Genomic DNA, 25,709 nt, shown 5'->3' on the forward strand with positions numbered 1-25,709 from the left:
TAGGTAAGCAGCACCGTACGATGCGCCGGGCGGCGCGCACAAGGGCGTGGCCGCCGGGCGGTGTGCGACGCTTCCGCCCATGTCCGAGGCCGCTCCCCGTCGCCGCCGCCTCGAGCCGGAGGACCGGCGCGCGGAGATCGTCGAGGCCGCCACGCGCCTGATCGCCGACCGCGGGTTCCGCGGCGTGACGCTCCAGGCCGTCGCCGACGCCTGCGGCATGACGGCCGCGGGCGTGCTCCACCACATGGGCACCAAGGACGGCATCCTCGTCGCCGTCCTCGAGCACCGCGACGCCGTCGACGCCCTGGCCGCGCGCGAGCGGGCCGCTGGGGAGACCGACCCGCGCGGGTTCCTCGACGCGGTCATGCTGCGCAACAGCTCCCAGCCGGAGATCGTGCGGCTCTACAGCGTGCTGGCCGCGGAAGCCCTGACGGAGTCGCACCCGGCCCACGCGTACTTCCAGAAGAGGTACGCGGTCAGCCGCGCCGACATCGAGCGCTATCTCACCGGGCGGGTCGAGGACCCGGCCGCGGCGGCGGTGCACGTGCTCGCCGTCATGGACGGGCTGCAGCTGCAGTGGCTGCGCGACCCCGACGGCTTCGACCTGCTGCACCACTGGGCGGTTCTCGCCGATGCGGTGCTCGGGCCGCGCCGGGCCGCTTCCCGGTCACCCCGGGGCTAGCGCCGGGCGGCGACCGGCACCCGCGCGGCCTCGTCGTGCGCCACCTTGCGCTCGGCCACGAACGACATGCCGGGGACCGTGCCGGCCAGCATCACGAGCACGGTCTTCAGCAGCCCCCAGCGCGAGGACAGCGCGAGGTTGACGGCGGTGACGCAGTAGACGAGGTAGAGGTAGCCGTGCGCGGTCCACAGGACCTGCACGACGAGGTCGGCCTTGCCGGCGACCTGCAGCGGGATGCCCACGAGCACGCCGGTGGCCAGCACCACGCCCGTCACGTAGGCCATCACGCGGTAGCGGAGCAGTGCGGACTTCACGTCGAGGACCTCTCGTGGACGGGGCTGGCTGCGTCGGTGGGCGTCGGGGAGTCGGGGTCGTCGTCGAGCTCGTCGGGCTCGGGACCGTCCCCGGCGTCCACGAGGGGCAGGAAGCGCCACCACATGAAGACCGCGAACGCCGCGAACAGCCACCACTGGAGGGCGTAGGCGAAGTTGCGGAAGCCCGCACCCCCGGACGAGCGATGGTTCCACAGCTGCACCGGGCGCGGCTCGTGCGCGGTCGGCGGCGCCTCCGAGCGGGCGACGACGATGGCTGCGTACATCGGCCCCGGCACGCGGTCGAGCAGCTCGACCGGGCTGGCGGTGCTCGCCTGGCCGGGCGGGAGGGAGGTGTCGACCTCGTCGTGGGCGGGCTCGGCCGACTGGACGAGCCCGGTGACGGTGACCTCCCCGGTGGGGAGGGCGACGGTGGCGTCGGTCACGGAGGGCGCCCAGCCGCGTACGACTGCAGCCACCGCCCCGCCGTCCACCTGGACCGGAGCGAGCAGCCAGAAGCCGCGCCGGCCGTCGAGCGCCCGGTCGGGGAGCAGCAGCTGCCCGCCCGGCAGGTAGCGCCCGTGCAGGACCACCGGCTGGCCGGTCGCGCGCGCGGGCGGGTTCCTCGCCGGCTGGAGCACCGTGCGCAGGTCGAGCGCGGGGCCGCTGCGGACGACGACCTCGCCGCGGCGGCCCTCGGTGAAGCGGGAGTACTGCCACTGGCCCAGCCAGCCGCAGGCCAGCAGCGCGGCCACCAGGCCCAGGTGGAGCGGCAGCAGCCGGGTTGTCCACAGGTTGCGCCCCACGGGAGGCAACGGTACCGGCGGATGGCCGACCATCGGCTGCGATGCGCATCACCCTGACCGTCTCCGAGCCGGCGACCCGGCAGCGCCGCGACGTGCTCGTCGAGGTCGCCGCCGGCGCCCGCGCCGGCGAGGTGCTCGACGCCGTGGCGGGACTGCTCGGCTCCCCCGCGCCGAGGGCCGCCTGGGTCGACGGCCGCCGCGTCGACCCGGGCGCTGACGCCGGCGCGGCGGGCCTGCGCGACGGCTGCGTCCTGAGCCTCGACGCGCCCGACCGGTGGCAGGAGCCCTCCCTGGCGACGGTCGACCCGGCGGTCACCGTGCGCAGCGCGACCGGCGAGGTTCAGGTGACCCGCCCGCCGCGCCTGCCCGGGCCCGGGCGGGACGACGTCTTCCGCCTGCCGCCGCCACCGTCCGCCGCGGCCCACCGCCCGTTCCCGCTGCTCGTCGCGCTGACCCCGCTCGCCGGGTCCGTGGCCCTCGCGCTCGTCGCGGGCAGCGCTCGGTTCCTGCTGCTCGGCCTGCTCTCGCCGCTCAGCCTGCTGGCCGGTGCGTGGTCGGAGCGGCGGGGCGAGCGCGGCCGGGCCCGCGCGGCGGCTGCCGAGCACCGGGAGCTGGAGGCACGCGTGCGCGCCGCCGCCGCCGCGGCCGCGACGGAGGAGCTGGCTCGGCGGCGCCTCGGCTCCCCCGGCCCCGACGAGCTGCTGGCGACGGCGACGGCGCCGGGCGTACGCCTGTGGGAGCGGCGCAGCGGCGACCCCGACCTCCTCGAGCTCCGGGTGGGCACCGGGGAGCTCCCGGCCGAGGTCCGCATCGAGACCGGCGACCCGCTGGGCAGGCGGCGGGTCGAGCGGCCCGCGCTCCGCGACGCACCGGTGGTCGTGCCGCTCGGCCGGCTCGGCGTCGTCGGCCTCGCCGCGGCCGGGCAGGGGCTGGCCGACTGGGTCGTCGCCCAGGCCGCGGTGCTGCACGCCCCCGCTGCGCTGCAGGTGGTCGTGCTGACCAGCGGCGACGGCGCCGACCGGTGGGCGTGGACGCGCTGGCTCCCGCACCTGCGGCCGCGTCTCGGCCAGGACGCGCAGGCGCTGGTGGCGGTCGGCACGAAGGCCGCTGCGCGACGGGTGGGTGAGCTGAGCGCGCTGATGGCCCGGCGGGCGCAGAGCACCGGCTCGGCGGTCGCTGCCGGCGTCGCGCGCGAGCCCGACGTGATGCTCGTCGTCGACGGCGCCCGCCGGCTGCGCTCGCTGCCCGGACTCGCGGCGCTGCTCCGCGAGGGGCCGGCGCACCGCATCTCGGCGCTCTGCCTCGAGTCCGACGAGCGCGCACTGCCCGAGGAGTGCCGGGCCGTGGTGGCGCGCTGCACCGACGGGAGCCTGCGGGTGAGCGTCGCGGGCGCCGAGCCCGTCGTCGGTGTCCGGGCCGACGAGGTCAGCGCCGGGTGGGCCGAGCAGGTGGCACGTGCGCTCGCCCCGCTGGTCGACGCGACCCCCGACGACGACGCCGACCTGCCCGGGAGCCTGCGCCTGCTCGACGTCCTGGACGCGGAGGCGCCGGGACTCGGGGCAGCGCGCGCTGACGCGGTCCGCGGGCTGTGGCGGCGCACGGGCGGGCGGTCGACGCGCGCGCTGCTCGGCGTCTCCCTCGACGGGGCCTTCGCCGTCGACCTCCGTCGCGACGGTCCGCACGCCCTGGTCGCCGGCACGACCGGCTCGGGCAAGAGCGAGCTGCTCCAGACGCTGGTCGCCTCCCTCGCCGTGGCCAACCGTCCGGACGCCCTCGCGCTCGTGCTGGTCGACTACAAGGGCGGTGCGGCCTTCCGCGAGTGCGCCGACCTGCCGCACACCGCCGGTCTGGTGACCGACCTCGACGGCGCCCTGGTGGAGCGGGCGCTGCTCTCGCTGCGCGCAGAGCTCGCCCGGCGCGAGCGCGTGCTGGCCGCAGCCGGGGCCCGCGACCTCGACGACCACGTGCGCCGCGTCGCCGAGGGCCGGGCGACGGGCCCGGCCCTGCCCCGTCTGGTGATCGTCGTCGACGAGTTCGCCGCCCTGGCCCGCGAGCTGCCCGAGTTCGTGGCGGGCCTCGTCGACCTCGCGCAGCGGGGGCGCTCGTTGGGCATCTCCCTGGTCCTGGCGACCCAGCGCCCCTCGGGGTGCGTGTCGCCCGAGATCCGCGCCAACGCCAGCCTGCGCATCGCGCTGCGCGTGAGCGACGCCGCCGAGAGCAGCGACGTCATCGACGCGCCCGACGCGGCGTCCGTGCCGCGGACGACGCCGGGCCGCGGGCTGGCCCGGCTGGGTCCGGGCAGCCTCGTCCCCTTCCAGGCCGCACGGGTGGGCGGGCGCCGCGACGTCCCCGCGCGCACGAGTCCTTCGGCCGCCGACTCGCCGCTCGCCTCGCTCGCCCGGCCCGTCGAGCCGCCGGCCGACAGGGACGACCCCTGTGCCGGAGCCCCGAGCGACCTCGCCCTGCTGGTCGCGGCGGTGCGCGACGCCGCGGCTGCCGAGGGCGTGGGCGCACCGCCGAGCCCGTGGCTGCCGCCGCTGCCCGACGTCCTGCCGGCCGGTGCGCTGCGGCACAGCCCGGGCGCCTACGCGCTCGCCGACGTGCCTGCCCGCCAGGCGCAGCACCCGGTGGTCGCCGACCTGGCCGTGCTGCACCACCTGCTGGTGGTCGGCACCGCCCGCAGCGGCCGGACGACGGCGCTGAGGGCCTACGCGGCGGCGCTCGCCACCGCCCACCCGCCCTCCGCCGTGCACCTCTACGCGCTCGACTGCGCCGGCGGCGGGCTGCAGCCGCTCGCCGCCCTCCCGCACACGGGGGCGGTCGTCGACCGCTCCGACCCCGAGCGCGCCGCCCGCCTGCTCGACCGGCTGGTCGAGGAGCTCCGCCACCGCCAACGGCTGCTCGCCGACGGCGCAGGAGCTGCCGGCGAGCTGCCGAGGCTCGTGCTCCTGGTCGACGGCTGGGAGGGCTTCACCACCTCGCTGGGCGAGCACGACTCCGGCCGGCCGGGCGACGCGCTGCTCGTGCTGCTGCGGGAGGGCACCGCAGCCGGCATCACCGCGGTGGTGGCCGGCGACCGGTCGACGGTGGGCGGACGCCTCGGCGGGTTGGTCGCCGCGCGGCTGGTCCTGCGGCTGGCCGAGCCCTCCGACTACCCCCTCGCCGGAGTGCCTGCGCGGGCCGTGCCGGCGGGCGGCCCGCTGCCGGGGCGCGCCGTGCCGGTGGGGGTGCCGGGCCTCGACGCGCCCGGCACGACCGTGCAGCTGACCGCGTGCGGCGACGGCACCTCGTCCGACCAGCAGCGGGCGCTGGAGGCGCTCGCCGGCTCGTGGCCCGCGACGCACGACAGGCGCCCGTTCCGCGTGGACGCGCTGCCCGGACGCACGACGTACGCAGCGGCGCGCGCCCTGCGCCCCCACCGACCCCGGCACGCCCGCGACACGGGCTGGGCGCTCGTCGGGGTCGGCGGCGACGAGCTCTCGGCCCTGGGGCCCGAGCTGCGTGCCGGGCCTGGCACGTTCGTGGTCGCCGGGCCGCCCAGGTCGGGGCGGTCGACCGCGCTGGTGACCCTGGCACGCTCGCTGGTCGACGACGGCACGCCCGTCGGCGTCGTCGCTCCTCGCGGCGGGCCGCTCGCGCGCCTGGCGCTGGAGCGCGGACTGGGCTCGCTGGTCGGCGACGGGGCGCGCGCGCCGGGGTCGGGCGGTGCGCTGGCAGCGCTGGTGGCGCAGCTGGGCCCGCACGGAGCGGTGGTGGTCGACGACGGCGAGCTGCTGCGCGACGCCCACTGCAGCGAGATCCTCGGCGAGCTGGTCCGCGGCGCGGCGGACGGCGGGCCGGCGCTCGCGGTCGGCGGACTGGCCGAGGAGCTCTGCTCAGGGTTCTCCGGCTGGCAGGTCGAGCTGCGCCGCGGGGGGCGCGGACTGCTGCTCAGCCCGCAGGGCCTCGTCGACGGCGACCTGGTCGGCGTCCGCGTGCCGCGCTCGCTCGTCGGCGGGCGGGTCGAGCCGGGCAGCGGACTGCTCCACCTGGGTGACGGCACGCTGCAGCGCGTACGCGTCCCGGCACCCTGAGGCGCCACTCGCAGCCTGTGGACAACCGCCGACGCCCCGGCCGCCGGACAGCCACCATCAGTGCTGCCAGCACGTCCCGGCCACGGGCACGTCACCACGAGAACCAGGAGCGACACCGATGGCGAACCTCTCCGTCACCTACCACGACATGTCGGCGGCCGGAGCGCAGCTCAAGGCCGGCAAGGCCGAGATCGAGCAGACGCTGCGCCGGCTCAGCTCGCTGGTCACGGGCCTCGTCGCCCAGGGCTACGTCACCGACAGCTCGAGCAGGGCGTTCTCCGCGTCCTACGACGAGTTCGACGCCGGCGTCGTCCAGGTCGTGGGCGGGCTCGAGGGCATGGGCGCCTACCTCGAGACCGCGGCCCGCACCTTCCAGGAGGCCGACGCCACGCTGGCCCAGGCCTTCCGCTGAGCCCGGGCGCACCGGTGCCCGCCTGTGGCCGGCACCGGGGCGCCGCCTCTGGTCACGGAACGATCACGAAGTGCTCCGGGCGGCGGCGAGGGGTTCCGAGCGGGGCGCCCCCCACGTACGCTGCGCTCATCCGGACGGCGGTCGCCGCCCGGCCCTGTCACTCGGATCGTCCGGCACGTTCCTGCCGGTGAAGGGAAAGCTCATGGCCTCCGTGTCCTTCCGCAACGCCTCCCGGATCTACCCCGGTACTGAGAAGCCCGCGGTCGACAGCCTCAACCTCGAGATCGGCGACGGCGAGTTCCTCGTCCTCGTCGGCCCCTCGGGCTGCGGCAAGTCGACCTCGCTGCGCATGCTCGCCGGCCTCGAGGAGGTCAACAGCGGCAACATCTTCGTCGGCAACCGTGACGTCACGGACCTGCCCCCGAAGGACCGCGACATCGCGATGGTGTTCCAGAACTACGCGCTCTACCCCCACATGACCGTCGCCGAGAACATGGGCTTCGCGCTCAAGATCGCCGGCATCGGCAAGGACGAGCGCGCCACCCGCGTCCGCGAGGCCGCCAAGCTGCTCGACCTCGAGCAGTACCTCGACCGCAAGCCGAAGGCGCTCTCCGGCGGCCAGCGCCAGCGCGTCGCCATGGGCCGCGCGATCGTCCGCTCGCCCCAGGTGTTCCTCATGGACGAGCCGCTCTCGAACCTCGACGCCAAGCTCCGCGTCCAGACCCGCACCCAGATCGCCTCGCTCCAGCGCCGCCTCGGCGTCACGACGGTCTACGTCACCCACGACCAGGTCGAGGCCATGACGATGGGCGACCGGGTCGCGCTGCTCAAGGACGGCGTCCTGCAGCAGGTCGACACGCCGCGCGCGATGTACGAGAAGCCCGCCAACGTGTTCGTCGCCGGGTTCATCGGCTCGCCGGCCATGAACATCTCCCAGCTCCCGATCGTCGACGGCGGGGCCGACCTCGGCCACGGCTCGACCCTCCCGCTGCCGCGCACCTCGCTCGACGCGGTGTCGGGCGAGAAGACCATCACCGTCGGCTACCGCCCCGAGTCGCTCGACGTGGTGCCCCAGGGCACGCCGGGCTCCTTCCCGGTCATCGTCAACGTCGTCGAGGAGCTCGGCGCCGAGGCGTTCGCCTACGCCTCGTTCGTCGACTCGAACGGACAGCCCTCGGGCCTGACCGACATCATCGTCCGGGTGCCCGCGCGCTCGGTCCCGATGAAGGGCGAGACGATCTACCTGACCATCAAGGAGGGTCAGCAGCACCTGTTCTCCACCGCGAGCGGGCTGCGCATCAACGTCTGACCCCAGCACGTCGGTTCCGCCCCCGTCCGCACCTGCGGCCGGGGGCGGAGCTGTCTCCGCCACGGTGAGGAGGCCGGCGCGGCGAGTGGTCCACAATGGCTCGCGTGGCGCTCCAGATCACCGCCGTACGCGACGGCCAGCTCCTGCTCGACCTGCCGTGGTCGCTGCCGCTCGAGGAGTGGCCGGAGTCGCTGATCGTCGCGCTCCCCCGCGGCATCTCCCGGCACACCGTGCGCTTCGTGCGCATCGCCGGGGTGGTCTACGCGGTCAAGGAGGTCACCCAGCACTACGCCGAGCGCGAGTACCGCCTGCTGCGCGACCTCCAGCGCCTCGACGTGCCCTCGGTCGAGCCGGTCGCCGTGGTCAACGGGCGCACCGACCCCGACGGCGAGGAGCTGCTCTCCTGCCTCGTCACCCGGCACCTGCAGTTCTCGCTGCCCTACCGGGCGGTGTTCTCCCAGACGCTGCGCCCCGACACCGCCAACCGCCTGCTCGACGCCCTGACCGCGCTGTTCGTGCGGCTGCACCTCGTCGGGCTCTACTGGGGCGACTGCTCCCTGTCCAACACGCTGTTCCGCCGCGACGCCGGCGCGTTCGCCGCCTACCTCGTCGATGCCGAGACCGGCGACCTCCACGACTCGCTCTCCGACGGCCAGCGCGCCATGGACATCGAGGGCGCCCGCATCAACATCATCGGCGAGCTCATGGACCTGCAGGCCGGCGGGCTGCTCGACGAGGACGTCGACCCGATCCACACCGGCAACGCGATACAGCGCCGCTACGAGCGGCTCTGGGGCGAGCTGACCGGCGAGCAGGAGATCGACTTCGACGAGCGCTACCTCATCAACAAGCGGGTCGAGCGGCTCAACGACCTCGGCTTCGACGTCGGCGAGCTGCAGATCGTCACCGACTACGACGGCGCCACCGTGCACATCCAGCCGAAGGTCGTCGACGCCGGCCACCACAGCAGGCGACTGCTCCGGCTGACCGGCCTCGACGTCGAGGAGAACCAGGCGCGACGCCTGCTCAACGACCTCGACCAGTACCGCGTGGAGACCGACCGGCAGAACGAGGACGAGGAGATCGTCGCCCACGAGTGGCTGCTCGAGGTGTTCGAGCCGGTCGTCCACGGCATCCCGCGCCAGCTGCGCGGCAAGCTCGAGCCGGCCGAGGTCTTCCACGAGGTGCTCGAGCACCGGTGGTTCCTCTCCGAGCGCGCCCGCCAGGACGTCGGGCTCGACGCCGCGCTCGAGAGCTACGTCCGCGACATCCTGCCCAAGAAGCGCGACGAGCTCGCCGTGCTGCCCGAGGAGGACATGTCCGCGCTGCTCGTCGCGAACGACGACGACTCCTACGACGACGACGCGTACGACGACGAGAGCGACGACGCGGAGGACGCCACGCCCTGAGCGGCGCCATCTGCTCAGCCCCGGTCCGGTCCTGCCGAACCTGACCAGGAGCAGCTGCGCCGCGGAGGGGAGGTGGGAGGGATGGACGTCGACCTGGACCAGGTCTGCTTCTCCAACCTGCTGCTGTCCTCCCCCGAGGCGGTGTTCTTCAAGGACCTGGAGAACCGCTTCCTGCTGGTGAGCCGGGCGCAGGCCGCCCGGCTCGGCCTCGACGACCCCCGCGACGCCGTGGGCCGCACCGACGCCGACTTCTTCTCCTCCGAGCACGCCGAGCTGGCCGCCGCCGACGAGCGCGCGATCCTCGCCGGCGGCCCGCCCATCGCCGGCAAGGAGGAGCACGTCGTCACCGCGACGGGCGAGCACCTGTGGCTCTCGGTGTGGAAGTACCCCCTGCTCGCCGACGACGGCACGCGAATCGGCACCTACGGCATGGCGCACGACATCACCCGGCGGGTCGAGGCCGAGCGCCAGCTCGCCGACCGCGCCGGTGAGCTCGCCGTCGCCAACGCCGAGCTGGCGCGGGTGCAGGAGGAGATGCGTACGCTGCTCGACGGCTCGCCCGACGCGATGTGCCGCCTCGACACCTCGATGCGCTGGACCTACCTCAACCCCACCGCGCTCGCCATGCTGGGTCTCGTCGACACGCGCGGGCTGCTGGGTTCGGACGGGAGGGCGCTGGGCCTGCCCGACGACGCCCTCGCCGCGATCGAGCAGGGAGCGTCGCGCAGCATCGAGACGGGGCTGACGCAGGAGACCGAGTTCCTGTGGGCGCGCAGCAGTGGTGAGCGGTGGTACCACGGCCGCTTCGTGCCCGAGCGCGCAGTCGACGGCACCGTCACCGGGGTCATCCTCGCGATCCGCGACGACACCGACCGGCACGCGGTGAGCGTCTCGCTCACCCACCGCGCGACGCACGACGCGCTCACGGGGCTGATGAACCGTACGACGCTCACCGACGACATCGACCTGGCGCTGCACGGCCCGACGGCCGGCAGCAGCGTCGCGCTGCTCTTCGTCGACCTCGACCGCTTCAAGGACGTCAACGACACCTACGGCCACGCCTACGGCGACGAGATCCTGCGCGAGGCGGCCCGGCGGCTGCGGGCGTGCTCGCGGGAGGGCGACTCGGTGGCACGCCTGGGCGGCGACGAGTTCGTGATGCTGTGCCCAGGGCTGCGCACCGCCGAGGCCGCGCAGGAGCTCGCCTCCCGCGTGCAGGCGACGCTGTCGCAGCCCTACTGGTGCGACGGCGAGCTGCTGCACATCGGCGCGAGCGTGGGCTGCGCGGTGACGGAGCCCGGCGCGAGCACGCCGGCGCAGCTGCTGGCCTACGCCGACCAGCAGATGTACGCGGCGAAGCGCCGCGCCCGACGCTAGGCCGAGCGGCGGCGAGCCACCTCGTAGAGCGCGATCGAGGCCGCGATGCCGGCGTTGAGCGACTCGGTGCTGGCCGCGATGGGGATGCGCACGACCAGGTCGCAGGTCTCGCGCACCAGGCGCGAGAGCCCCTTGCCCTCTGAGCCCACCACGAGCACCAGCGGCTCGCTCGCGACCTCGAGGTCGCCGACCTCGACGGTGCCCTCGCCGTCGAGCCCCGCGACGAAGAAGCCCTGCTCCTTGAGGTCCTGCAGCGTTCGCGTCAGGTTCGTCACCCGCGCCACGCGCACGCGGACGGCGGCACCCGCGGACGCCTTCCAGGCGCCGGCCGTCATGCCGGCCGCGCGCCGCTCGGGCACGACGACGCCGTGGGCGCCGAAGGCCGCGCCGGAGCGGACGATCGCGCCGAGGTTGCGCGGGTCGGTGACGCCGTCGAGGGCCAGCAGCAGGGGCGTCTCGCCCAGGTCCTCGGCCCGGCGCACGAGGTCCGAGGGCTCGGCGTAGTCGTAGGGCGGCACCTGGAGGACGAGGCCCTGGTGCACGGCCCCCTCGGTCATGCGGTCGAGCTCGGTACGCGGTCCCTCCAGCACCGGCAGCCCGCGGTTGGTCGCGATGCGCAGCACCTCGCGCACGCGGTCGTCGGTGTCGATGCGCTCGGCGACGAACAGCGTGTTGGCGGGGACGCCTGCGCGCAGCGCCTCGACCACGCTGTTGCGGCCCGCCACCAGCTCGCTGCCCTCGCGCCCGGCGGCCCGGCGCACGCCGCGGGTGGACGAGCCGCCGGAGGAGCCGGCGCGCTTGGCCGCGGAGGCGGCGCGGCGGGCAGCGGGGTGGCCGGTGCGGATCTCAGCCGGCGGGGTCGGGCCCTTGCCCTTGAGGGCGCGGCGGGCCTGGCCGCCGGAGCCGACCGTCGGACCCTTGCGGGTGCCCTCGCGCCGCTTGGCGCCGTGGCGCTTGTCGTTGCCTGCCATGGGGACGGGTTCAGCTCCTGTCGGTTGCGGGGGCGAGCGACCAGCGCGGCCCCTGCGGGGTGTCCTCGACCGCGACGCCGGCGGCGAGCAGCCGGTCGCGCACCGCGTCGGCGGCGGCGAAGTCCTTGCGGGCGCGGGCGTCCTGGCGCTGCGCCAGGGCCGACTCGACGAGCGCGGCGACTGCCCGGCGCAGGCCGTCGTCACCCTCGCTCCCCTGCCGCCGCCAGACCGGGTCGAGCGGGTCGACGCCCAGCACGGAGAGCATGGCTCGCAGGGACCCCAGCGCGAGGGTGAGCTCCTCGTCGCTGCCTGACTCGAGCAGCTTGTTGGCCTCGCGCAGCGAGTCGTGCAGCACCGCCAGCGCCGCCGGCACGCCGAGGTCGTCGTCCATGGCGGCGACGAAGGCGTCGGGCAGCCGGCCCTCGCCGGCGGGATCCCCGAGCCGTTCGACCGCGCGCTCGACGAAGCCCTCGATGCGGGCGAAGGACACGGCGGCCTCGGCCAGCGCCTCCTCGCTGTACTCGATGTGGGAGCGGTAGTGCGCGGAGACCAGGTAGTAGCGCAGGGCGATGGGGCGTACGCGCTTGACGACCTCGCTGACCAGCAGGAAGTTGCCGAGCGACTTGCTCATCTTCTCGCCGGCGGTGGTGACCCAGCCGTTGTGCAGCCAGTAGCGCGCGAAGCCGTCGCCGGCGGCCCGCGACTGGGCGATCTCGTTCTCGTGGTGCGGGAAGACCAGGTCGAAGCCGCCGCCGTGGATGTCGAACTCGGGGCCGAGGTAGGCCTCGGCCATCGCCGAGCACTCGAGGTGCCAGCCGGGCCGGCCGCGGCCCCACGGCGTGGGCCACGACGGCTCGCCCGGCTTGGCCGCCTTCCACAGCGTGAAGTCGCGCGGGTCGCGCTTGAAGGTCTCGACCTCGGCGTCGGCGGCCGGCTGCACGTCGTCGAGCCGCTGGCCCGACAGCGAGCCGTAGGCGGGGTAGGCGCCGACCGAGAAGTAGACGTCGCCCGACGCGGCGTAGGCGGCGCCCCGCTCGACCAGCCGGTCCATCAGCTCGACCATCTGGGTCACGTGGCCGGTCGCGCGCGGCGTGACCGACGGGGGCAGGCAGCCGAGGACGTCGTAGGCCCACTCGAACGCGCGCTCGTTGGCCGCGGCGACCTGCCACCACGGCACGCCCTGCTCGGCGCCCTTGCGCAGGATCTTGTCGTCGATGTCGGTCACGTTGCGCACGAACGTGACGTCGTAGCCGCGGTGGACGAGCCAGCGCCGCAGCACGTCGAACACGAGCTGGGAGCGCACGTGCCCGACGTGCGGCGGCGACTGGACCGTCGCACCGCAGAGGTAGATGCCGACCTTGCCCGGCTCGAGCGGCTCGAAGGGGCGCAGCGACCGCGTCGCGGTGTCGTACAAGCGCAGGCCGGTCACACCGACAAGCCTATCGGCGCTCAGACGGTGAGCGGCTCGCCGTCGATCCGCGAGTAGGTGCGGCCCTGGGCGCCGAGGCCCTGCACCGTGCCGTCGAACACGCCCTGCGCGGCCTCGACGATGATCGCGTCGTGGATCGGGAAGGTGACCCGGGCCGCGACCGCGCGGGTGAAGTCGACGGTCTCGGAGATCTTCGACCAGGGCGCCACGACGGGCAGGGCCAGCACCTCGACGTCGAAGCCGGGCACCGCGAGCGAGTCGCCGGGGTGGAACAGCCGCCCGCCGATGAGGTAGCCGGTGTTGGGGATGAGGTCGGCCTCGGGGTGGAACAGCGCGTGGTCCTTGCCGAACCCGCGGACCTCGAGCCCGCCCAGCGTGGTCGTGTCGCCGTCGGTGAAGACCTGGGCGCCCGGGACGCCGGCCTCCTCCAGGACGCCGGCGGTGCCGGGGTCGACCACGAGCGTCGCTGACGGGTTGGCCGCGAGCACGGCCTTGAGCCGGTCGGTCGCGAGGTGGTCGAAGTGCTGGTGGGTGACGAGCACGCCGTCGAGGCCGGTCAGGTCGTCGTAGCCCTGCGAGAACGCACCGGGGTCCACGAGCAGGCGGGTGCCCTCGTCCTCGACGAGCAGGCAGGAGTGTCCGAGCTTGGTGATCTGCATGCCACCTCCCTACCCCAGCGCGGGCAGGTCTCCACCACCGGGGTCGCGCGGCACGACGAGCGCCGTTGCCAGCGCCGCGAGGCCCTCGCCGCGGCCGGTCAGGCCCAGCCCGTCGGTGGTCGTGGCCGACAGCGAGACCGGCGCCCCGGCGGCCTCGGAGAGCACCGCCTCGGCCTCGGCACGCCGGGTGCCGATCCTGGGCCGGTTGCCCACCACCTGCACCGAGACGTTGCCCAGCTCGAAGCCGGCGGCGCGTACGCGGCGGGCCGCCTCCGCCAGGAGCGTGGCACCCAGCGCGCCGGCCCACTGCGGCTCGCTCGTGCCGAAGTGCGCCCCCAGGTCACCCAGCCCGGCGGCGGCGAACAGCGCGTCGCACGCCGCGTGCGCGGCGACGTCGCCGTCGGAGTGCCCGGCCAGGCCGGTCTCGCCCGGCCACAGCAGGCCGGCGACCCGCAGCTCGCGCCCGGCCTCGAAGGGGTGGACGTCGAGCCCGGTGCCGACGCGCGGGAGCGTCACGGTGCCTCCTGGGGGTGGACGGCGGCGGCCTGGTGGAGCGCGGCGGCCTCGTGCGCTGCGCCGCGCCGTCCGGCCAGGACGGCCTCGGCGAGCACCAGGTCGAGCGGGTGGGTGACCTTCAGGGCGTCCGGCGAGCCCGGGACGACCCGCACCGGGTGGCCGAGCCGCTCGACCAGCCCGGCGTCGTCGGTGGCGACCGGTCCGCCGCCGGCGGCGGCGTGCGCCGCGCGCAGCACGTCCGCGGCGAAGCCCTGCGGGGTCTGCACCGCGCGCAGGTGCGCGCGCTCGGGGGTCTCCACGACGACGCCGTCGGCGTCGACGCGCTTGACGGTGTCGCTGAGCGGCACGCCGGGGACGACGGCGGGGGCACCGCTGCGTACGGCTGCCACCACCGCCTCGACGAGGGCGACCGGCACGAGCGGGCGGGCGGCGTCGTGCACCAGCACCACGTCGACCTCAGCCGGGACGGCCGCCAGCGCGGCGGTCACCGAGCCCTGCCGGTCGCCCGCGCCGGCGACGACCTCGAGGGCGGTGGTGCCGACGACACCGGCCAGCAGCGCCCGCACCTGCTCGACGGCGTCGGCGGGTGCGGCGACGACGACGAGGCCGACGCTCGGAGCGGCGGCGAGGGCCCGGACGGCGTGGACGAGCAGCGGCTCGCCGGCCAGCGCGCGCAGGGCCTTCGGCGCGCCGGGCCCCAGCCGCTCGCCCCGCCCGGCGGCGGGCACGAGGACGGCGGCGGGCACGACGCGACCCTAGTGGCTGCGACGCACGAGGCCCGGCCCCCTCGCGGGGACCGGGCCTCGGACGTGCGGCTCCGCGTGCGGAGCAGGGGTCAGGACGCGAGCACCTCGTCGAGGACGGCCTCGGCCTTGTCCTCGTTGGTGCGCTCGGCGAGCGCCAGCTCGCTGACCAGGATCTGGCGGGCCTTGGCGAGCATGCGCTTCTCGCCGGCCGAGAGGCCGCGGTCCTTCTCGCGGCGCCAGAGGTCGCGGACGACCTCGGCGACCTTGATCACGTCACCGCTCGCGAGCTTCTCGAGGTTGGCCTTGTAGCGCCGCGACCAGTTGGTGGGCTCCTCGGTGTGCGGCGCGCGCAGCACCTCGAACACCCGGTCGAGCCCGTCCTGGCCGACCACGTCGCGCACACCGACCAGGTCGACGTTGTCCGCGGGGACGCGGACCGTCAAGTCGCCCTGGGCGACCTTGAGCACCAGGTAGGTCTTGTCGACCCCCTTGATGGTGCGGTTCTCGATGGCCTCGATGAGGGCAGCCCCGTGGTGGGGGTAGACGACAGTCTCGCCGACCTTGAACGTCATTCATTTCCCCTTTCCGCTATCGAGGTTAACACGGCTCCGGGCGGTTGTGACCGTCCGATCGGAGGCATTTCCGCAGGTCAGGGGCTTGACAACACCCGCGCTGGCATGCTTGCGCCCGGCTTGCGGACCCGGCGCGGTCGTGCATGCACGCGCTGCGAGGTCCTCACAGGTGCGGGCCCGCTGCCCGGGTGGCACGATGGGCGGCATGGCCGAGGGCGGTGCTCCCACTCCCTGGCCGGCCGTCGTGGTCCCCGACGACGCCCGCGACCTCGAGCCGGACCGCAGGGCCTGGCTGCGCGAGCAGCGCCGCGCCCGCTGGCGGGCGGCCCTCACCTCCACGCGCTCGGGCCGCAGCCGACCCCTGGCCCTGCTGGTGACCCTCGCGGTCGCCGTCACCGCGACGCTGGGGGGCCTCGCCGCCGCGGTCCTCCCGCACCCGCTGCCCGCACGCGTACCCCTCGCCGTCGTCTCGGTCGCCGACGGCCGCACCGGCGGGCTGCTGCCCGCCACCGCGCTCGCCACCCGCGCCGGTCCCGTGCCCTCGCGCGCGGTGCGCCCGGCCGCCGTGCTCGTCACCGGCGCCTCCTGCGGGTGCGCGCCCACCGTCGACGCCCTGGCCCGCGCCGCCGCGGGCGTCGGCGTCGAGGTCTGGGTCGTCGCGCCCGAGGGCGCCCGCGACAGCGCGGTGCAGCTCACGCGCGGGCTCCACCCGGGCGTCGTCGTGACCGCCACCGACACCGGCGGCGCGCTGCGCTCGGGGCTCGACGAGGCGGGGGCGGCGCCCGCCGACGGCGGCCCGGTGCTGCTGCTCGTGCGCTCCGACGGCGTCGTCGAGGAGGAGCTCTCCGGGCCGGCTCTCGCCGGCGCCGTGAGCTCCACCGGCATCGACGTCACGCTCGCCTCGCTGACACGACCGCGCCCGGTGACCACCGCGTCGCGCTGAGGTCGTCCGCCCTGGCTACGCTGGCCCACGACCAACCCCCGTCGGAGGAGCACCCGCCGTGACCCGTCCGCTGCTGCGCGCCACCCGTCGAGTCCCCGCAGCTCCCGGCCGCGCGCTCCTGCGCAGCCGGGCCGCCGTGCTGGCCGGGCTCACGTCCTGCGCGGCGCTGCTCGCCGGCTGCGGGTCGGGCTTCGACGCGCAGACCAACCAGGTGCAGTACCCCGGCGACGGCACCAACGTGACCTCGGGCTCGCTCAAGGTGCTCAACGCGGTCATCGTCGCCGGCTCCTCCGGGAGCACGGTCACCATGACCATCGCCAACACCGCCAACGCCAACGCGCTCACCCCTGACATCGCGGCCCGTGCCGTCACGCTCGCGGGGGTCGCCAGCGGCGACGCGCAGGCGAGCATCAGCGGCCCCACCAAGGTCGCTGCCCAGAGCACCCTCCAGGTCGGCGGCTCGTCGGGCACCACCGCGCAGTTCAGCGGCGCGTCCTTCGAGCCGGGCTCCTACGTCCCGCTGACCGTGCAGCTCGACCCGTCGCAGTCGCTGAGCCTGACGGTGCCCGTGGTCGCCGAGGCCGGCTACTACGCCACCGCCACGCCCACCGCCGCACCCTCCAGCTGACCGCCCCCGGCTGACCTCCCGCTCGGCCCGATAGGGCACCTCCCGCGCCGTATCTGCGTGCGCAGCGCCTCCCTCTGCTGAGGAGGAAGGCACCTACGCCTCCTGGCACCCGCCCCGGTACGCACCGGGGCGGTGCCGGCGTCGCCGACAGCCCCGGGAGGGCCACCATGTCGTCGTCTCGACCACCTCGCCGCAGGCACGTGACAGGCAGCCTCGCTGCGCTCGCCGCGTTCGCCCTCGGCGTCACCCCGGCAGTCGCCTCGGCTGCCACCTCACCGTCCGCCGACGGGCCGGGCGGCTCCGCCGCCCCCACCGTCCCGACCTCCGCCGCGTTCCCCACCCACCAGCGCGGCAGCGCGCCGCAGGCCGTGACCAGCGGCTCGGCCCACCTGGTGCGCGCCACCGACGAGTCGCAGCGGCTGCGGCTGACCGTCGGGCTGCAGACCCCGCACGCCGACGACGAGGAGGCGTTCCTCGCCTCGCTGCAGGACAAGAGCTCGCCGAACTTCCACCGCTACCTCACGGCCGAGCAGTGGAACGCGCGCTTCGCGCCCAGCGCCGCCGACGAGCAGAAGGTCGTCGACTGGGCGCAGGCCAACGGCATCACGGTCACCCGCCGGTTCGCGAACCACCTCGTCGTCGACCTCGAGGGCGACGTCGGCACGGTGGAGAAGGCCCTCGGCGTCAGCATCAACGACTACACCCTGGGACAGCGGCAGTTCTACGCCAACACCGCCGCGCCGGCGCTGCCCGCGTCCATCTCCGACGTGGTCGAGGCGGTCGGCGGGCTGAACTCGCTCGAGGTCCTGCAACCGCAGGGCGCCACGGCCGAGCAGGAGGCGAGCACCGCGTACTCCGCAGGTGCCGCCGTCTCCGAGGGCCCGTCGCAGCACGCCGACGGCAGCACCGCGCTGCTCGCCGCGGCCATGAGCGCCGCCAAGGCGAAGTCCGCCACCACCGGCGGGTTCTACGACCCCAGCGACATCTACGCGTCGACGGCCTACGACACCGACGCGCTCAACCGGCAGGGCCACTGCTGCAACCCGACCCACGTCTCCACCGGGGCACCGCCGGCGACCTCGATCGCCATCGCCAGCGTCGGTCTCCAGCAGCTCAGCGACATGCAGGGTTTCCACGACCTCTACCCCTACCTCGCCTACAGCTACGACACCCGCTACATCGACGGGACGCCGAGCGGCAACGACCTCGAGGGCACGATGGACCTCGAGTGGTCGACGGCGATGGCCAACAGCTTCGGCAGCTACCTCGACACGGCCCACGTGCGGATGTACGACGGCGCCAACGCCCTCCTGACGACCTTCACCGACATCTACAACTCGATGCTGTCGGACGGCGTGGCGCGCACGATGAGCACCAGCTGGGGCTGCGCCGAGTCCTACTGCGCCTCCAGCGGCCTCATGAACACCCAGCACAACATCTTCAACGCGATGCTGGGCCAGGGCTGGTCGCTGACGGCCGCCTCTGACGACGCCGGTCCCTACGCCGACTGCTCGCACGTCAGCGTGTCCTACCCGAGCTCCGACCCGGACGTGGTGGCAGCAGGTGGTACGACCCTGCAAGCCGCCGGTGGCTTCTTCAGCGAGGTCGCCTGGACCGGTGGCTCGTCGGCCGGCAGCTGCGGTGTCAACAACGGCGGCGGCGGTGGCGGCTGCAGCGTGCAGTTCGCGCAGCCGGGCTACCAGAGCGGGCGCGTCAACGGCCTGTGCCCCGGCCACCGCGCGGTTCCGGACGTCTCGCTCAACGCGAGCATCGGCCAGAACATCTTCTTCGGCGGCGTACGGCGCGGCAGCGGCGGCACGAGCATCGTGGCACCGGAGCTGGCCGGCTTCTTCGCCCAGGCGAACGCCTACCGGATCTCGATGGGGAACATCTGCGGCTCGACGGGCAACCAGGCCTGCGGCCTGATCGGCAACCCGAACAACGCGATCTACCTGGGCGCCTCGACGGGCACCACGCACAACCCGGTCTACGACATCACCTCCGGCTGCACGAGCAACGACGTCGGGGGCGGGTGGTGCGCCGGCACCGGCTACGACCTGGCGACGGGTCTCGGCTCGCTCAACATGCTCCAGCTGGCGTGGGACATCAACTACTGGACGGTCCCCGAGGCGACGCCGCCGAGCATCGGCATCAGCGGCCCGTCGACCGGCGTCTGGTACACCAGCAACCCCTCGCTGAGCTGGTCCGTCGCTGACAGCGGCGGCAGCTACGGTGCCGCAGGCAACGCCGGCTACACCTACCGCTGGGACGCCGACCCCGGCAACCCGACCAGCCACGCCCACCCGGGCACGGGCGACCCGTTCTACTACGGCCCGACCTACCCGAAGGCCTCGACGGGCTCGGTCTCGCTGGCTTCCGCAGGCCAGGGCTGCCACACGCTCTACGTGCGGGCATGGGACAACCTGGGCCTCTCCACGCTGCGCAGCTACGGCCCGGTCTGCTACGACACGAGCACCCCGTCGGCCAGCATCAGCCTGAACAGCGGGGCGACCTACGCCAACAGCTCCACCGTGTCGGTGGCCCTCTCGGCCAGCAACCCGACCTCGGGCGACCCGGTCACGCAGATGCGGTTCTCCAACAACGGCGGCAGCTCCTACGGTCCGTGGCACCCCTACGCCTCGTCGACGACCTACGGTCTGCCGTCGGGCAACGGCACCCGCAGCCTCTCGGTGCAGGTCATGAACGCCGCCGGCACGGTGTCGGCCGGTGCGACCGACACGATCGTCGTCGACACCGCGGTCCCGACGATCAGCTCCGCACCGCACCCCAAGCTCATCACCGGCCAGACCTTCACCTCCTCCGGGGCGCCGGTCCAGATCCTGTGGTCGGGCAGCGACACCGGGGGCAGCGGGATCTCGGGCTACACGCTGCAGCAGAGCGTCGACGGCGGTGCCTACACCGGCGTGAGCCTGTCGTCGCCGGGCGCCACCTCGGCCATCGTCCACATCCACTCCGGCCACACCTACCGCTACCAGGTGCGGGTGACCGACCGCGCGGGCAACGTGAGCGGCTGGAAGGCCGGCAGCACCTTCACGCTGTCGAGCTACGAGAACACCAGCAGCCGCATCGCCTACTCCTCCGGCTGGACCCAGGTCAACGAGTCCGGGGCGTCGGGCGGCAACGTGAAGTACACGACCAGCGGAGGCAAGACCGCCAAGGTGTCCTTCACCGGCACGCAGGTCGCGTGGGTCACCCAGATCGCCTCCACCAACGGCTCCGCCACGGTGAAGGTCGACTCGGGCAGCTCGTCGAGCGTCAGCACCAACGGGTCGACGACCAAGCAGACGTACGTGGCTGCAGCGTCGACCGGGCTGACCGCAGGGGCCCACACCTACACGGTGACCTCGAGCGGCACCAGCGGGCACCCGCGGGTGGAGGTGGACACGTTCCTGGTCATCAGCTGACCAGGACCACCACCTGGCACCACCTGGCACCATCTAGCACCATCTAGCACCACGCGACACCTCAGCGCCCCCGCCGGTCGTCCGGCGGGGCGCTGGGCACGTCGGCGCCTAGGGCTCGAACTTGTAGCCGAGGCCGCGCACGGTGACCAGGTGCTTGGGCACCCCGGGGTCGGGCTCGATCTTGGCGCGCAGCCGCTTCACGTGCACGTCGAGGGTCTTGGTGTCGCCGACGTAGTCGGACCCCCAGACCCGGTCGATCAGCTGCATGCGGGTGAGGACGCGGCCGGCGTTGCGGAGCAGCATCTCGAGCAGCTCGAACTCCTTGAGCGGCAGCTGCACCGAGGCGCCGCCCACCGTGACGACGTGCCGGTCGACGTCCATCCGCACGGGCCCGGCCTCGAGGGCCACGGGAGCCGCCTCTTCCGGCTCGCCCCCGCGGCGGAGCACCGCACGGACGCGGGCCACGAGCTCACGGGCCGAGAACGGCTTGGTGACGTAGTCGTCGGCACCGAGCTCGAGGCCCACGACCTTGTCGATCTCGCTGTCCTTGGCGGTGAGCATGATGACGGGCACGGAGCTGCGCTGGCGCAGGGCCCGGCAGACCTCGGTGCCCGGGATGCCGGGGAGCATGAGGTCGAGCAGCACCAGGTCGGCCCCGCTGCGGTCGAACTCCTCGAGCGCCAGCGGCCCGGTGGGCGCGACGACGACCTCGTAGCCCTCCTTGCGCAGCATGTAGGACAGGGCGTCGCTGAAGGACTCCTCGTCTTCGACGACAAGGACGCGGGTCACTGGGCCTCCTGCGAGACGGGGCGGGGGGTGGGAGCGAGCGGCGCGTCGGGCGCCCCGTGCTCGTTGAGGGCGGCTGCCTCGGCCGCGACCAGCGGGTCGTCGTCGCCCCGGGTCGTCGCGTCCTGGGGCAGCCGGATGGTGAAGGTGGAGCCCGAACCCTCGGCGCTCCACACCGACACCTCGCCGCCGTGGTTGGTGGCGATGTGCTTGACGATGCTGAGCCCGAGCCCGGTGCCACCGGTCTCCCGCGAGCGGGCGGGGTCGACGCGGTAGAAGCGCTCGAAGATGCGGTCGAGGTCGGCCTCGGGGATGCCAATGCCCTGGTCGGTGACGCTGAGCTCGACCAGGTCGCCGCGGTGGCGCACGGCGACCGCGACGCGCGTCTTCTCGGGGCTGTAGGAGATCGCGTTGTCGATGAGGTTGCGCAGCGCCATGACGAGCTGCTGCTCGTCGCCGATGACGCACAGCCCTTCCTCACCGCCGGTGACCAGCGTGATCGACTTGGCACCGGCCGCCAGGCTGCAGCGGTCGACGGCCTCGACCACCACGCCGTCGACCTCGACGCGGCGCGCCGCCTTCAGCGGGTCGTGGCCCTGCAGCCGGCTCAGGTCGATGAGCTCCTGCACCAGGTCGGAGAGCCGGGCGGCCTCCCGGTGCATGCGCTGGGCGAAGCGGCGCACGGCCTCGGGGTCGTCGCTCGCGCCGATCACGGCCTCGGCGAGCAGGCTCAGCGCGCCGACCGGCGTCTTGAGCTCGTGGCTGACGTTGGCGACGAAGTCGCGGCGCACGGCGTCGACCCGCCGCGACTCGGTGCGGTCCTCGACGAGCACCAGCACCAGGTCGCCGTCGGCCAGCGGAGCGACGCGCGCGGTCACCGCGAGCGTCTCGCCGCCCAGCGGGCCCCGGGGCAGCTCGAGGTCCTGCTGGCGGATCTCGCCGTCGCGGCGCACCCGGCGCACGAGCGCGAGGATCTCCGGCGAGGCGAGCCGGTCGGAGCGGACCAGGCCGAACGCGTACGCCGTGGGGCTGGCGCGCAGCACGTCGTCCGAGGCGTCGAGCAGCACCGTCGACGAGCGCAGCACCGAGAGCACGTCGGCGATGCCCTCGGGCACCAGCTCGACCGGGCGCTCGGGCTGCGGGCGCGGGCGGCGGCGGCCGGCGGCGTACCAGGCCACGCTCACGCTCCTGCGCCCGGACGGCGGGCGGTGCCGCCGCGGAGTCGGTTCACGGCACGAATCGTATGCAGCACGCAGGCCCGCGGACGCCGCGCCGACGCGCTGTGCGCGACGCAGTGGGCCGATGTTCACGGATGCGTCGGGCACCGTTCACCTGCGTGCGGGAGACTGGTCGCTCCGCTCGTGCGAAAGAGGACCTCCCTGTGCGTGACGCTTTCCACGACGAGCTGGACGCCCTGAGCGACCAGCTCGTCGAGATGACCCGGCTGGTGCACTCCGCGGTGTCGCGGGCCACGACCGCCCTGCTCGACGCCGACCTCGACCTGGCCGAGAGCGTCATCGCTGCCGACGAGCAGCTCGACGCGATCCACCACGACCTCGAGGAGCGGTCCTACGACCTGCTGGCGCGCCAGCAGCCGGTCGCCACCGACCTGCGCATCATCGTGGCCGGGCTACGCATGAGCGCCGACCTCGAGCGCATGGGCGACCTCGCCCGGCACCTCGCGCAGGTCGCCCGCATGCGCTACCCGAGCTCGGCGATCCCGGCCGACATCCGCGCGATCACCGCGCAGATGGGCGCGGTCGCCGGGCGCATCGTCCTGAAGGCCGGCTCGGTCGTGGCCGACAAGGACGTGAAGGCGGCGCTCGAGCTCGAGCGCGACGACGACGAGATGGACGCGCTGCACCGCCAGCTGTTCACGGTGCTGCTCGACGACGACTGGGGCCAGGGCGTCGAGGCCGCGATCGACCTGACGCTCATCGGGCGCTACTACGAGCGCTTCGCCGACCACGCCGTGGCCGTCGCCCGCCGCGTGGTCTACCTGGTCACCGGCGAGCACCCGACCCCGGAGCAGGTCGCCGCCGTCTGACGCTGCCACCATGTCGTGGTGCCCCATCGCCCCGGAGCGGCGACCAGGGACCACGATGTCGTGGTGGACCCGGAGCTCGAGGCTGCCCTGACGGTGCTGCTGCGCGACCTGTCCGCCCCCGGCGGCGTCGTGCCCGACGTCCGCGACGTGCCCTGGCAGCCGTACCCGGGGACGGCGAGCTGCATGCTGCACGCCGCCGACGGGTCCGGGATGGGCGTCTTCATCGAGCTCGGCCGGCCGACGGCGGAGCAGGTGGCCCATCTCGCTGACCAGGTGCAGGAGTGGGCGGTGGAGGCCCTGTGGACGCTCAGCGCCTCCACCAGCTGGCCGCCCTGCCCGCACCACCCCGGCAGTCACCCGCTCCAGGCGGAGGAGCACGACGGCCGCGCGGTGTGGTGCTGCCCGGTCGACCGGCACGTCGTCACCGAGGTCGGGCGACTGGGTGTGCAGGACGCGTCGTCCTGACGGCGCATCCTGCACACCCAGTTGTGCTCAGCCGGAAGCGGCTACTTCTTGCCCTGGTTCTTGACGGCCTCGATCGCGGCCGCGGCGGTGTCGGGGTCGAGGTACTCCCCGCCCGGCGTCGTCGGCTTGAGGTCGGCGTCGAGCCGGTAGACCAGCGGGATGCCCGTCGGGATGTTGAGCCCGGCGATCGCCTCGTCGCTGATGCCGTCGAGGTGCTTGACCAGCGCGCGCAGCGAGTTGCCGTGCGCGGCCACCAGCACCGTGCCCGTGGCGCGCAGGTCGGGCACGATCGCGTCGTACCAGTAGGGGAGCATCCGCTCGACGACGTCCTTCAGGCACTCCGTGCGAGGCAGCAGCTCCGAGGGCAGTGCGGCGTAGCGCGCGTCGCCCGACTGCGAGAACTCGTCGTCGTCGGCGATCGGCGGCGGTGGCACGTCGAAGGACCGGCGCCACAGCATGAACTGCTCCTCGCCGAACTCAGCGAGGGTCTGTGCCTTGTCCTTGCCCTGCAGCGCGCCGTAGTGGCGCTCGTTGAGCCGCCACGAGCGGCGGACGGGCAGCCAGTGCAGGCCGGCCTCGTGCAGCGCGATCTCGCTGGTGCGGATCGCGCGGCGCAGCACACTGGTGTGGACGGCGGCCGGGGCGATGCCCGACTCGGCCAGCAGCTGCCCGCCGCGGCGGGCCTCCTCGCGGCCCTTGTCCGACAGGTCGACGTCGACCCAGCCGGTGAACAGGTTCTTCGCGTTCCATTCGCTCTCGCCGTGGCGGAGCAGGACCAGCGTGGAGCCGGCCCGGGTGTCGACGTCTGCCATGGCCTGCAGCCTAGTGGCGGGCGCTCAGCCGCCCGCGGCAGCGCTCGGCACCCGGGCGTCCTCGAGCGCGTGCTCGTAGACGTCGGCGACCATCTCGGCGGTGCGCGCCCAGCCGAAGCCGGCGGCGTACCGAGCTGCTCCCGCTCCGAGCGCGGCCCGCCGCGCCGGCGAGGCCAGCAGGTCGCCGATCGCGCCCGCCCACGCGACCGGGTCGTGGCCCGGCACCAGCACGCCGGACTCGCCGTCGGCGACGGCGGTGCGCAGCCCGCCGACCGAGGCCGCCACGACCGGCGTGCCGCAGGCCTGCGACTCGATCGCCACCAGCCCGAAGGACTCGCTGCGCGAGGGGATGACGGTGAGGTCGGCGGCGGAGTACCACAGCGGCAGCTCCTCGCGCGGCACCGGCGGCTGGAAGCGCACGACGTCGTCGACGCCGAGCTCGCGCGCCAGCGAGACCAGCGACTCGGGCCGTTCGAGCCCGGCTCCGCTCGGCCCTCCGCAGACCACGACCTGGAGGTGCTCGCGCAGCCCGGGCTCGCGGGCGAGCAGCTCGGCGGTCGCGCGCACGAGCACGTCGGGGGCCTTCAGCGGCTGCACCCGTCCGACGAAGAGCAGCACGAGCGCGTCGGGACGCAGCCCCACCTGCCGCCGCGCCGCCGCCCGCGGGTGCGGTCGGAAGGTGTCGAGGTCGACGCCCGGCGCCACCACGTCGACCCGCGCGGGGTCGGCGTCGTAGAGCTGCACCAGCTCGTCGGCCTCCTCGTCGGTGTTGGCGATCAGCCGGTCGGCGGCCTCGACGACCTGCACCTCGCCGATCTCGCGGGTCAGCGGCTCGGGGCGGTCGTCGGGACCGACGGTGAGGTTCTTGACGCGCGCCATCGTGTGCATGGTGTGCACCAGCGGCACCCGCCAGCGCTCGGCCGCCAGCCAGCCGACCTGGCCGGAGAGCCAGTAGTGCGAGTGCACGACGTCGTAGCGCCCCGGCTCGTGCGCCGCCTCCACGCGCAGCACCCCCGCGGCCAGGGCGCACAGCTGCGCCGGCAGGTCCTCCTTGGCCAGCCCCTCGAGCGGGCCGGCGACCACGTGGCGCACCAGCACACCCGGGGCCAGCTCGACGACGTGCGGGAGGTCGACGCGCGTCGCGCGGGTGAAGATGTCGACCTCGACGCCGAGCTGGGCCAGCCGGCGCGACAGCTCGACGACGTAGACGTTGAGCCCGCCCGCGTCACCGGTGCCCGGCTGGTCGAGCGGCGAGGTGTGGATGCTGAGCATCGCGACCCGGCGGGCGGGACGGAGCCGGCGGCGGGGCCGCAGCGGGCTCGCGAGGTCGC

At 74.4% G+C, this 25,709-nt stretch carries 23 protein-coding genes; 11 read left to right on the top strand and 12 right to left on the bottom strand.

The features are described 5' to 3' along the window. Positions 1-79: 79 nt before the first annotated feature. Positions 80-682 (top strand): TetR/AcrR family transcriptional regulator, encoded by a 603-nt coding sequence (locus tag CLV35_RS01830; RefSeq protein ID WP_121191725.1) that lies wholly within the window; start codon positions 80-82, stop codon positions 680-682. Here the strand turns inward: CLV35_RS01830 and CLV35_RS01835 are convergent. Beyond that, on the bottom strand, positions 679-996 hold the full coding sequence (locus CLV35_RS01835; protein ID WP_231121320.1) for a DUF3817 domain-containing protein: 318 nt from the start codon (positions 994-996) through the stop codon (positions 679-681). The two genes, CLV35_RS01830 and CLV35_RS01835, sit on opposite strands and share 4 nt — an antisense overlap. Next, the gene (locus CLV35_RS01840; RefSeq protein ID WP_183061607.1) at positions 993-1,799 is read right to left on the bottom strand and encodes an SURF1 family protein; all 807 of its coding nucleotides are present in this window, start codon (positions 1,797-1,799) and stop codon (positions 993-995) included. The genes CLV35_RS01835 and CLV35_RS01840 overlap by 4 nt, the downstream gene beginning before the upstream one ends. A 41-nt stretch (positions 1,800-1,840) precedes the next feature. Here CLV35_RS01840 and CLV35_RS01845 point away from each other — a divergent pair, with 41 nt between their 5' ends. From CLV35_RS01845 to CLV35_RS01865, 5 genes are all read left to right on the top strand, one after another. Beyond that, positions 1,841-5,872 carry an FtsK/SpoIIIE domain-containing protein gene (locus tag CLV35_RS01845; RefSeq protein ID WP_121191727.1) on the top strand — a complete coding sequence of 1,344 codons (4,032 nt, stop codon included), beginning with the start codon at positions 1,841-1,843 and terminating at the stop codon, positions 5,870-5,872. Positions 5,873-5,990: 118 nt separating this feature from the next. Next, a complete protein-coding gene (locus tag CLV35_RS01850; RefSeq protein WP_121191728.1) occupies positions 5,991-6,284 on the top strand; it encodes a WXG100 family type VII secretion target in 294 nt (97 codons plus the stop codon). Between the two features lie 202 nt (positions 6,285-6,486). Further along, positions 6,487-7,593 carry an ABC transporter ATP-binding protein gene (locus CLV35_RS01855; protein WP_121192264.1) on the top strand — a complete coding sequence of 369 codons (1,107 nt, stop codon included), beginning with the start codon at positions 6,487-6,489 and terminating at the stop codon, positions 7,591-7,593. 95 nt (positions 7,594-7,688) lie between these two features. Beyond that, positions 7,689-9,002: a DUF4032 domain-containing protein gene (locus CLV35_RS01860; protein ID WP_121191729.1), complete on the top strand. Its 1,314-nt coding sequence runs from the start codon at positions 7,689-7,691 to the stop codon at positions 9,000-9,002. Positions 9,003-9,083: 81 nt separating this feature from the next. Further along, positions 9,084-10,379, top strand: coding sequence for a diguanylate cyclase domain-containing protein (locus CLV35_RS01865; protein ID WP_121191730.1), 1,296 nt, complete (start codon positions 9,084-9,086; stop codon positions 10,377-10,379). Here the strand turns inward: CLV35_RS01865 and rlmB are convergent. The 6 genes from rlmB to CLV35_RS01895 form a co-directional block, all read right to left on the bottom strand. Next, entirely contained in the window at positions 10,376-11,350 is a 975-nt protein-coding gene (gene rlmB, locus CLV35_RS01870; RefSeq protein ID WP_121191731.1) for a 23S rRNA (guanosine(2251)-2'-O)-methyltransferase RlmB, read from the bottom strand. The genes CLV35_RS01865 and rlmB overlap by 4 nt on opposite strands. Positions 11,351-11,360: 10 nt before the next feature. After that, entirely contained in the window at positions 11,361-12,779 is a 1,419-nt protein-coding gene (gene cysS / locus CLV35_RS01875) for a cysteine--tRNA ligase (RefSeq protein WP_231121323.1), read from the bottom strand. 20 nt (positions 12,780-12,799) lie between these two features. After that, positions 12,800-13,438 (bottom strand): MBL fold metallo-hydrolase, encoded by a 639-nt coding sequence (locus CLV35_RS01880; protein WP_121191732.1) that lies wholly within the window; start codon positions 13,436-13,438, stop codon positions 12,800-12,802. 9 nt (positions 13,439-13,447) lie between these two features. Continuing rightward, positions 13,448-13,954 (bottom strand): 2-C-methyl-D-erythritol 2,4-cyclodiphosphate synthase, encoded by a 507-nt coding sequence (ispF, locus tag CLV35_RS01885; RefSeq protein WP_121191733.1) that lies wholly within the window; start codon positions 13,952-13,954, stop codon positions 13,448-13,450. Continuing rightward, entirely contained in the window at positions 13,951-14,700 is a 750-nt protein-coding gene (gene ispD, locus CLV35_RS01890) for a 2-C-methyl-D-erythritol 4-phosphate cytidylyltransferase (RefSeq protein ID WP_121191734.1), read from the bottom strand. The genes ispF and ispD overlap by 4 nt, the downstream gene beginning before the upstream one ends. Before the next feature lie 89 nt (positions 14,701-14,789). Further along, on the bottom strand, positions 14,790-15,272 hold the full coding sequence (locus tag CLV35_RS01895) for a CarD family transcriptional regulator (protein WP_121191735.1): 483 nt from the start codon (positions 15,270-15,272) through the stop codon (positions 14,790-14,792). Between the two features lie 205 nt (positions 15,273-15,477). On the opposite strand from CLV35_RS01895, the gene CLV35_RS19840 reads away from it, so the two are divergent. The 3 genes from CLV35_RS19840 to CLV35_RS19845 all read left to right on the top strand — a co-directional run bounded on the left by CLV35_RS19840 (position 15,478) and on the right by CLV35_RS19845 (position 20,268). Then, positions 15,478-16,215, top strand: coding sequence for a hypothetical protein (locus tag CLV35_RS19840; protein ID WP_183061608.1), 738 nt, complete (start codon positions 15,478-15,480; stop codon positions 16,213-16,215). Positions 16,216-16,273: 58 nt separating this feature from the next. After that, complete coding sequence (locus CLV35_RS01905) at positions 16,274-16,843, top strand: hypothetical protein (RefSeq protein WP_121191736.1); 570 nt, start codon at positions 16,274-16,276, stop codon at positions 16,841-16,843. 200 nt (positions 16,844-17,043) lie between these two features. Next, positions 17,044-20,268, top strand: a complete 3,225-nt coding sequence (locus CLV35_RS19845) for a protease pro-enzyme activation domain-containing protein (RefSeq protein WP_183061610.1) — start codon at positions 17,044-17,046, stop codon at positions 20,266-20,268. A gap of 108 nt (positions 20,269-20,376) precedes the next feature. Here CLV35_RS19845 and CLV35_RS01915 read toward each other — a convergent pair whose 3' ends face one another. Next, positions 20,377-21,057 (bottom strand): response regulator transcription factor, encoded by a 681-nt coding sequence (locus tag CLV35_RS01915; protein WP_121191737.1) that lies wholly within the window; start codon positions 21,055-21,057, stop codon positions 20,377-20,379. After that, positions 21,054-22,232, bottom strand: coding sequence for a sensor histidine kinase (locus tag CLV35_RS01920; protein WP_231121325.1), 1,179 nt, complete (start codon positions 22,230-22,232; stop codon positions 21,054-21,056). The genes CLV35_RS01915 and CLV35_RS01920 overlap by 4 nt, the downstream gene beginning before the upstream one ends. Before the next feature lie 203 nt (positions 22,233-22,435). Between CLV35_RS01920 and phoU the strand changes: the two genes are divergently transcribed. Both phoU and CLV35_RS01930 read left to right on the top strand, forming a co-directional pair. After that, on the top strand, positions 22,436-23,101 hold the full coding sequence (gene phoU / locus CLV35_RS01925; protein ID WP_121191739.1) for a phosphate signaling complex protein PhoU: 666 nt from the start codon (positions 22,436-22,438) through the stop codon (positions 23,099-23,101). A gap of 63 nt (positions 23,102-23,164) precedes the next feature. Further along, the gene (locus tag CLV35_RS01930) at positions 23,165-23,566 is read left to right on the top strand and encodes a hypothetical protein (protein ID WP_121191740.1); all 402 of its coding nucleotides are present in this window, start codon (positions 23,165-23,167) and stop codon (positions 23,564-23,566) included. A gap of 41 nt (positions 23,567-23,607) precedes the next feature. Here CLV35_RS01930 and CLV35_RS01935 read toward each other — a convergent pair whose 3' ends face one another. Together CLV35_RS01935 and mshA are read right to left on the bottom strand one after the other, a co-directional pair. Further along, positions 23,608-24,378 carry a phosphoglyceromutase gene (locus tag CLV35_RS01935; RefSeq protein ID WP_121191741.1) on the bottom strand — a complete coding sequence of 257 codons (771 nt, stop codon included), beginning with the start codon at positions 24,376-24,378 and terminating at the stop codon, positions 23,608-23,610. 24 nt (positions 24,379-24,402) lie between these two features. Further along, a complete protein-coding gene (mshA, locus tag CLV35_RS01940; protein WP_121192268.1) occupies positions 24,403-25,650 on the bottom strand; it encodes a D-inositol-3-phosphate glycosyltransferase in 1,248 nt (415 codons plus the stop codon). Positions 25,651-25,709 lie beyond the last annotated feature (59 nt).

The organism is Motilibacter peucedani (assembly GCF_003634695.1).
GTDB classification, from domain to species: domain Bacteria; phylum Actinomycetota; class Actinomycetes; order Motilibacterales; family Motilibacteraceae; genus Motilibacter; species Motilibacter peucedani.

Bases quoted from the DNA above. Each gene is read 5' to 3' on its own strand.
- CLV35_RS01830 (WP_121191725.1), top strand. From the start codon at position 80: ATGTCCGAGGCCGCTCCCCGTCGCCGCCGCCTCGAGCCGGAGGACCGG.
- CLV35_RS01845 (WP_121191727.1), top strand. From the start codon at position 1,841: ATGCGCATCACCCTGACCGTCTCCGAGCCGGCGACCCGGCAGCGCCGC.
- CLV35_RS01850 (WP_121191728.1), top strand. From the start codon at position 5,991: ATGGCGAACCTCTCCGTCACCTACCACGACATGTCGGCGGCCGGAGCG.
- CLV35_RS01855 (WP_121192264.1), top strand. From the start codon at position 6,487: ATGGCCTCCGTGTCCTTCCGCAACGCCTCCCGGATCTACCCCGGTACT.
- CLV35_RS01860 (WP_121191729.1), top strand. From the start codon at position 7,689: ATGGCTCGCGTGGCGCTCCAGATCACCGCCGTACGCGACGGCCAGCTC.
- CLV35_RS01865 (WP_121191730.1), top strand. From the start codon at position 9,084: ATGGACGTCGACCTGGACCAGGTCTGCTTCTCCAACCTGCTGCTGTCC.
- rlmB (WP_121191731.1), bottom strand. From the start codon at position 11,350: ATGGCAGGCAACGACAAGCGCCACGGCGCCAAGCGGCGCGAGGGCACC.
- CLV35_RS01880 (WP_121191732.1), bottom strand. From the start codon at position 13,438: ATGCAGATCACCAAGCTCGGACACTCCTGCCTGCTCGTCGAGGACGAG.
- CLV35_RS01895 (WP_121191735.1), bottom strand. From the start codon at position 15,272: ATGACGTTCAAGGTCGGCGAGACTGTCGTCTACCCCCACCACGGGGCT.
- CLV35_RS19840 (WP_183061608.1), top strand. From the start codon at position 15,478: ATGGCCGAGGGCGGTGCTCCCACTCCCTGGCCGGCCGTCGTGGTCCCC.
- CLV35_RS01935 (WP_121191741.1), bottom strand. From the start codon at position 24,378: ATGGCAGACGTCGACACCCGGGCCGGCTCCACGCTGGTCCTGCTCCGC.
- mshA (WP_121192268.1), bottom strand. From the start codon at position 25,650: ATGCTCAGCATCCACACCTCGCCGCTCGACCAGCCGGGCACCGGTGAC.